This is a genomic window from Haloferax sp. s1 (genome assembly GCF_058382125.1).
The window spans coordinates 1-4668 of record NZ_JBZRPK010000440.1 but is presented as its reverse complement, the minus strand read 5'-3'; the positions used below and the strand labels follow the sequence as shown (position 1 = coordinate 4668).

At 62.8% G+C, this 4668-nt stretch carries 6 protein-coding genes and 1 pseudogene; all 7 read left to right on the top strand.

Going from position 1 to position 4668, the window contains the following annotated elements; all coding sequences use genetic code 11:
- A pseudogene (locus QT222_RS06220) lies at positions 1-355 on the top strand (NrfD/PsrC family molybdoenzyme membrane anchor subunit); the annotation flags it as partial.
- A complete protein-coding gene (locus QT222_RS06215) occupies positions 352-954 on the top strand; it encodes a TorD/DmsD family molecular chaperone (protein WP_491476657.1) in 603 nt (200 codons plus the stop codon). The pseudogene QT222_RS06220 and the gene QT222_RS06215, both read left to right, overlap by 4 nt.
- A 54-nt stretch (positions 955-1008) precedes the next feature.
- Complete coding sequence (locus QT222_RS06210) at positions 1009-1359, top strand: hypothetical protein (protein ID WP_014732457.1); 351 nt, start codon at positions 1009-1011, stop codon at positions 1357-1359.
- A 135-nt stretch (positions 1360-1494) separates the two neighbouring features.
- Entirely contained in the window at positions 1495-1968 is a 474-nt protein-coding gene (locus QT222_RS06205) for a molybdopterin-dependent oxidoreductase (RefSeq protein WP_491476656.1), read from the top strand.
- 6 nt (positions 1969-1974) lie between these two features.
- The gene (mobA, locus tag QT222_RS06200; protein WP_004059625.1) at positions 1975-2625 is read left to right on the top strand and encodes a molybdenum cofactor guanylyltransferase; all 651 of its coding nucleotides are present in this window, start codon (positions 1975-1977) and stop codon (positions 2623-2625) included.
- Entirely contained in the window at positions 2622-3518 is an 897-nt protein-coding gene (locus QT222_RS06195) for an extracellular solute-binding protein (protein WP_491476655.1), read from the top strand. Before mobA ends, QT222_RS06195 begins: the two co-directional genes overlap by 4 nt.
- Entirely contained in the window at positions 3499-4308 is an 810-nt protein-coding gene (locus QT222_RS06190) for a molybdate ABC transporter permease subunit (protein ID WP_491476654.1), read from the top strand. The genes QT222_RS06195 and QT222_RS06190 overlap by 20 nt, the downstream gene beginning before the upstream one ends.
- The last annotated feature ends 360 nt before the right edge of the window (positions 4309-4668 follow it).

Below are 4668 nucleotides of genomic sequence, written 5' to 3'. Positions count from 1 at the left end.
CTTCACGGCCGGTCTGCTGGCGGTCTTCGGGACGATGTTCGAGGGAATCCGCCTGGTCTTCACGGGCTACGACGTGGCGAACATCGACGCCGCGCCGGGTATCTCCGTGGGTGCCGGATACAACGGCGTCACCACCGATATTTGGGCGACTGCGGGGACGTACACGCCCACGCTCGTCGAAGTTACCATCACGCTCGGCATCGTCGCACTTGGTGCGATAATCGTCACGCTCGGGCTTCGGTACATTCCGATGGAGCAGTTCGACACGCAGTCGACTCCCGACACCCACGGCGTCGAACCGGCTCACGCGACTGACGGCGGCGAACCAACGACCCTCTCGGAGGGAGAACGATGAGCAATCCAACGGCTGAAACCCCTGAAACACCTGAAACCCAACCCGACATCCCATCCGGCACACAGTCGGAATCTGCTGAGTCGTTCGACTCGGAGGTCGCGGCGACGTATGCCGTCCTCGCCACGTGCTGGCGCGAGCCGACCGACCACCTCGTTTCGGTCCTCGAACGCGGCGAGCTGACGCCGCCTTTCGGGTCGCTCGACGAGGTTGACGGACGCGACCTTCGAAGCGAGTACGCCCGATTGTTCATCGGGCCGGCCGGCCCGCCGTGTCCGCCGTACGAGAGCGTCTACCGCGACGGCGACGGCGACGACTTCGGACCAGTCATGGGTCCCGCGACGATTGCGGTCGACCACTGGTATCGCTCCTTCGGTCTCGAAAACGCTCCCGAGCAGGCGGACCTGCCGGACCACATCGCAACCGAACTGGAGTTCTGTGCCCACCTCGCGTCGGAGGGGATGGACGACCGCCTCGAACAGTTCCTCGACGAACACCCCCGGGCTTGGACGACGGCGTTCCTCGACCGGGTCGAAGCCGAGACGAACGAGCCGTTCTACGCGTCGCTGGCAGCGACGACGCGCGAGGTGCTCCAACGGTAGCTCGCGTTCGGGGTGGACCACGACGGTAGCACCACCGAACGTGGAGGGTTTGTCATGAGGACTTCCGACCGATACAGCTACGAAGTCACGTACGATGTCGTCGACGGGTCCCGAGATGAATACGAGTCGTGGCTCTCTGCGGCAACGGCGCAGTGGATTACCGCCGAGACGGTGTGCGGCTTTCAGTGTGAACACACCGTGGTCGGGCCGGGGCCGAGCGTCCGACTTCGATTCGAGTTCGATACGCTCGGCGACTGGAACGCGTTCGTCACCGCCGAGAGCCACCACCAGTGTCTCGACCGACTCCGGACGATGACCGACAACCTGACAACAGTCGTGTGGACGCCAGTGACGATTCCGCTCAGCGCAACTTCGCCATCGCCGCAGTCAGCAGCCTACGACTGACTCCCCCCTACACTGTTTTGAACTGCCAGGAACCCGGTCGGAGCGCTTCGTCTCCACCTCCTTGTATTAAAGCCCTTAATTATTCGCGGTTACATACAGCGTCCGCGTCAACCAACCATTGCATAGTGACTGCTCATGTCTGTACCACGGTTCCCTACTCACGAGGCGTTTCCGCTTACAACCCCGATTCACGTGAGGGGTGACAGACAGGTCTCGCTGTCCGGTGCTGACCTTGCGACGTTCCCCACCGACGAGTGCACGGTGACGGTGAAGTGTGCCTCGGGGACGCGTCATACCGCCACGTGGACCGGGATTCCAGTCCTCGACCTGCTGTCGGAAGCCGACCTCTCGGACGAGACGACCCACGTCCTCGTCGAAAGCGACGACGGCTATCGAATCTGCATCGACGTCTATGCGGCGCTCGATGGCCTGCTCGCGTTCGCCCGCGACGGGACGCCGATTGCCGACGGTAAGTCGTACGAAACCCGATTTATCGCGCCCAGTATCGACGGTTCTCGGACGGCGAAGGATGTCCAGTCAATCGAGGCCCGACAGCTTGACCCCGGAACCGACCCCGAGACGCTCGAAGATATCTTCAAGAAACCCTGATTTCACATGACCGACCATCCGCTCGATGTGACCGGTGTCGTCCTCGCTGGAGGACAGAGCCGCCGCTTCGAAGCCGGAGACAAAGCCCTTGCCACGCTCGGCGACGACCCGCTTTTGAAACGCGTGGTCGGTACTCTCCGCGCCGTGACGGGACGACCTCCTATCGTCGCTGTCCGAACGCCTGAGCAGCAAGCGCGACTGTCGACTGTGCTCCCGACAGCGTGGGACGTTCGATTCGTACAGGATGCGGAGTCACTTTCGGGCCCAGTCGCCGGTGTGACGGCGGCCTGTGCGGAAGCCGAAACGCCGTGGCTCTTCGTGGCCGGGTGTGATATGCCGCTTCTCGAACCGCGAGCCATCAGCGCATTGTTCGACAAAGCTGCGCAGGACTCCGCCCGAACCGCCTCCGCGATTGTTCCGCGTTCGGAAGGTGGCTACCACGAACCGCTGCACGCCCTGTATCGGTGCTCGGCGGTCCGCAACATTGCTTCCGCGCTCTCGACGGGTGACGGGTTCGGCGTCCTGCTGAAGCAACTCGCCGATGTCGACTACGTGCCGTTTGCCGACCTGCCGCGAGCGGTCCGAACCTCGGTGACGAACGTCAATACGTGTCGAGAACTCGAACGAATCGCAGCGCCGTGCGAGGCGAACCAATGAATCAGTCCCCGCCGGGCTGGAGCCGTCGGGCGTTTCTTGCGGCGACCGCCGGGCTTGCGACGACAACTGGCTGTGTCGGCAGGTCCTCGTCGAATCCGGCGGTCACGCTCCTCGTCGCCGGAAGTCTTCAGAACGCGCTCACGACTGGCTTCGAACCGCCGGCAGATACCCGCATCGAGGTCGAAGCTCACGGGTCGGCTCGGGCCGCCCGCATGGTCGCAGACCAGCAGCGTGACCCGGATATCGTCGCACTCGCGGACCCCGCGTTGTTCACGGCACCGCTTTCGGTTCCGTGGTATGCGACCTTCGCCAACAACGCAGTCGTACTCGCGTACAATCCATCGACGCCTGGAGGGAAGCGATTCGAATCCGCCGACACGTGGTTTGCTCCACTACTCGACGGTGGTGTTCGACTCGGCCGTACCGACCCCGACCTCGACCCGCTTGGCTACCGGACGCGGTTCGCGCTCACGCTCGCTGCCGACTACTACGACCGCCCGGAACTGGACGACGGCCTCCTGTCTCGCGAGCAAATCTATCCCGAGACGCAACTTCTTGCGCAGTTCGACGCCGGGAGCATCGACGCCGCGTTCGTCTATCGAAGTATGGCTGTCGAGCGGGGGTACCCGTCTCTCGACCTCCCGGCGGCGATTAATCTGAGTGACCCCGAACACGCCTCGTCGTACGCGACGACCGGTTACACACTCCCCGATGGTGTCGTCGTTCGCGGGTCACCCATTCAGTACGCCGCAACGCAGCGGACGAAAACCGAGGCCGCGACGGCCGTCTTCGACGCCCTCGTCGAAACCGCGACGGAGTACCTCGAATCGCACGGCTTTACCGTCCACGCCGAACAGCCCACCTACTCCGGAGATGTCCCAACAACACGCTAGCTATCGCTCCCGCGGTGGCTCACTCACGTCGGTATCGCAGTGGCGCGGCGTCACGCTGGTGCTCGCTTGCGTCCTCTTCGTCTATTATCTCCTGCCGGTCGTCGCGCTCTGGACGTCGCAATCGCCGAGCGCGTTGGTCGACGGCATTACGAGCGAGTTCGTTCTGACGGCGGCGACCAACTCAATCGTCGCGGCGTCTCTTAGCACGCTACTTGCGGTCATCTTCGGGGTACCGCTGGCGTACTGGCTCTCGCGGACGAAGTTCCGCGGGCAGAACGTGGTGCTCGCAATCGTGATGCTTCCGCTCGTCCTGCCGCCGGTCGTAAGCGGGATGTTGCTGCTCAAAGTCGTCGGTCCGGCGGGACTCGGACGCGTGGTCACCGTTCCGCTGACGCGCTCGTTGTTCGGCGTCATTCTCGCCCAGACGTACGTCGCCTCGCCGTTTCTGGTCGTCACTGCGAAGACGGCGTTCGATGGGGTCGACAGAGAACTTGAGGCGGCCGCCCGCTCGCTCGGTGAAGACGGACTCGGTGCCATTCGGCGGATTACGCTTCCGCTCGCCAAACCCGGGATTCTCGCCGGCGTGACGCTGACGTTCGCTCGGGCTATCGGCGAGTTCGGCGCGACGCTCATGATGGCGTACTATCCGCGGACCCTCCCCGTCCAGATTTGGGTGTCGTACCTCTCGACGGGTCTCGATGCGGCGCTTCCCGTCGCGGTCGTCCTCATCGGCATCGCGGTGAGTGCGATTTTCGTCGTTCACGCGCTCGGGACGAATCCGTGGGAGTGAGACGCTGGGCCTAATGGGACTCTCGTGGGGGACGTACTGTCTTATAGTAGTGTGAAAAATGCAGAATATCATGTGAATGGAAGTGCTGTGTCTCATCACTATTCATTTGAGCAGAACGCAATTATTTCCATCAGCAACTCCGGGAACAGAGCATGAGTCTCAACGAGGAAGCGGCCCATATGCAACACGATCAGCGGCGATTATGTGAGTCCGTCTGCGGTTTCCCTGCCACTGTGAGGGTTGGCCAGTCGATTCTTGCACGGCGATTGTGCATCCTGTGGGTGTTGGAGTTTTGTGAATGAGAAGAACCGCCACGCCCGGGTCGAACGAGCAAACAACTCGTCTCTCTGATGGGTTTGC